We start from the raw sequence: 1,962 nt of genomic DNA, 5'->3' as shown, positions 1-1,962 counted from the left end.
GCGCCTGCCGGGCCCTCGGCACTGCCCGCAGCACCCGCCGACCCGAGCGCCCAGCCGCTGGCGGCCTGAGGTTCCGGGCCGGTCCGGCGCCCGCCGGATCAGTGCTTGCAGCGCTCCGCGTAGTTCGTCTCCGAGCGCTGCAGGTCGGCGCGCTCGCCGTCGTTCATCGTCGCCGTCTGCCGGCGCTTGGCCCCGAGGATGCGCAGCAGCTCGTTGCACTGCTCGCTCGCGATGCGCGTCTGCTGCTGTTGCTGCTGGGCCGCGGTCTGCACCGAGCGCCTGGCGTCGCGCTCGTTGCGCCTGTCCTCGGCCAGCCGCTGCCGCGCTGCTGCATCGTCGTCGGCGCATTTCTGGCGGTATTCCTCGTGCAAGCCGCTGATCACGTCGCCGCGCACGCCGCGCGACGGGCCGGTGCGGATGGCCTCGGCGATGTCGGCACAGGCCGAACTCAGGTAGCCGACGTGCTCGGCCGTCTTCGGCGCCCGTTGCACGTAGGTCGAGGACGGCTGCTGGTAGGTGTTGTTGTTGCCGCCCTGCGGGCCGATGGTGCCGAGCGACGCGCCGGCACCGGTGGTGCACGGCCGGTCGGACACGTAGGTCGAATTGCCCGACTTGCAGCGGTACAGCGATTGCGCCGAGGCGGACGGGGCCACCATCAACGAGGCCACCAGCGATGCCATCAACACGGCAGCACCGGACACCTCCCGCGCGACGCGGGCTGTCATCGATCTCTTCACGTTCACCCCTCCTGTTGTTCTTGGGTGGGGTGGGATTCTGCTGCGTCCGCGCCGGCCGTCCATCCCTCAGGAGGGTGATCGGCGCAAGGTATTCACGATTTGCGCCTGCATCGCATCGGCCGCCGCATGCCCGCGGCTGGCCTGGCTGCGCAGTACCGCGACCTCCATGTCGGCCAGCGGCGGCAGCTGGTGGCGCGCATCCAGGATCTGCAGGCCGGCCGGCACGCTGCAGCGCGTCAGCGCCGCCACCGCCAGTCCGCCCTCGACGGCCGCCAGCTGCCCGACCAGGCTCTCGCTGTGGGTCACGACCCGGTGCTGCCGCTGCTGCCCTGCCAGCGCCGCCAGCACCGCCTTGCGCGCCAGGCTGCCGGCCTCGTACATCGCGAGCGGCAGCGGCTCGCGCCGCCAGGCCTGGTGCTGGGCCGCACCGACCCACACCATCGGCTCGCGGAACAGCAGCGTGCCGCGCTGCGGCCGGTCGCGGGTGACGATCGCGACGTCGATCTCGCCGCGCTGCACCTGCGGGATCAGCGCCGTGGATTGCGCGCAAGCCAGCGTGATCTCGACGCCGCCGTGGCGGCTCGCGAAGGTGCGCAGCACCGGCGCCAGGTAGGCCACCGCGTAGTCGTCGGGCACGCCCAGCCGCACGTGGCCGCTGACGCGCGTGCCGCCGAGCGCGCCCAGCGCCTCGGCATGCAGCTCCAGCAGGCGGCGCGCGTAGCCGAGCAGCTCGTGGCCGGCCGGCGTCAGCGCCAGGTGGCGCGGGCCGCGCGTCAGCACCGGGCGGCCGACGGCGTCTTCCAGCTTGCGGATCTGCATGCTCAGCGCCGACTGCGAGCGGTGCACCTGCGGCGCGGCGGCCGTCAGCGAGCCGGCATCGACGACGGCGACGAAGGCGCGCAGCCAGTCGAGCTGGAGGTCGGGGGTGGTCATGGTCTGTCCGGATCAGCAGGAAAGCGAATGGTAGCAAGCTGAACTATGCGCTTTACGGGATGCAGCCCGGCGCCGACGATCGCGTCATGAGCAGCCCTTCGCACCCCCGCACCGCGGCCTTCGCGCCGCCCGCTGCGTCGCCGGCGGGGCAGGGCGCCTGGCTGATGACTGCCGGCGGCCTGCTGCTCGGCACGCTCGGCGTGTTCGTCGAGGAGGCCGGCCAGCACCCGCTGACCGCGGTGTGCTTCCGCTGCGCCTTCGGCGGCCTGGCGCTGCTCGCCTGGGCGGCGGC

At 73.1% G+C, this 1,962-nt stretch carries 2 protein-coding genes and 1 pseudogene; 1 reads left to right on the top strand and 2 read right to left on the bottom strand.

Features of this window, described 5'->3' with window-relative positions; all coding sequences use genetic code 11:
- Positions 1-98: 98 nt before the first annotated feature.
- Both AC1DXV_RS34210 and AC1DXV_RS34205 read right to left on the bottom strand, forming a co-directional pair.
- On the bottom strand, positions 99-725 hold the full coding sequence (locus AC1DXV_RS34210; RefSeq protein WP_477937992.1) for a hypothetical protein: 627 nt from the start codon (positions 723-725) through the stop codon (positions 99-101).
- Positions 726-803: 78 nt separating this feature from the next.
- Positions 804-1,670: a LysR family transcriptional regulator gene (locus tag AC1DXV_RS34205; protein WP_477937991.1), complete on the bottom strand. Its 867-nt coding sequence runs from the start codon at positions 1,668-1,670 to the stop codon at positions 804-806.
- Between the two features lie 86 nt (positions 1,671-1,756).
- On the opposite strand from AC1DXV_RS34205, the pseudogene AC1DXV_RS34200 reads away from it, so the two are divergent.
- Positions 1,757-1,962: pseudogene (locus tag AC1DXV_RS34200) on the top strand (EamA family transporter); the annotation flags it as partial.

This window comes from Rhizobacter sp. P3_C12, assembly GCF_056402735.1.
This window is presented reverse-complemented; position numbering and strand designations above follow the sequence as displayed.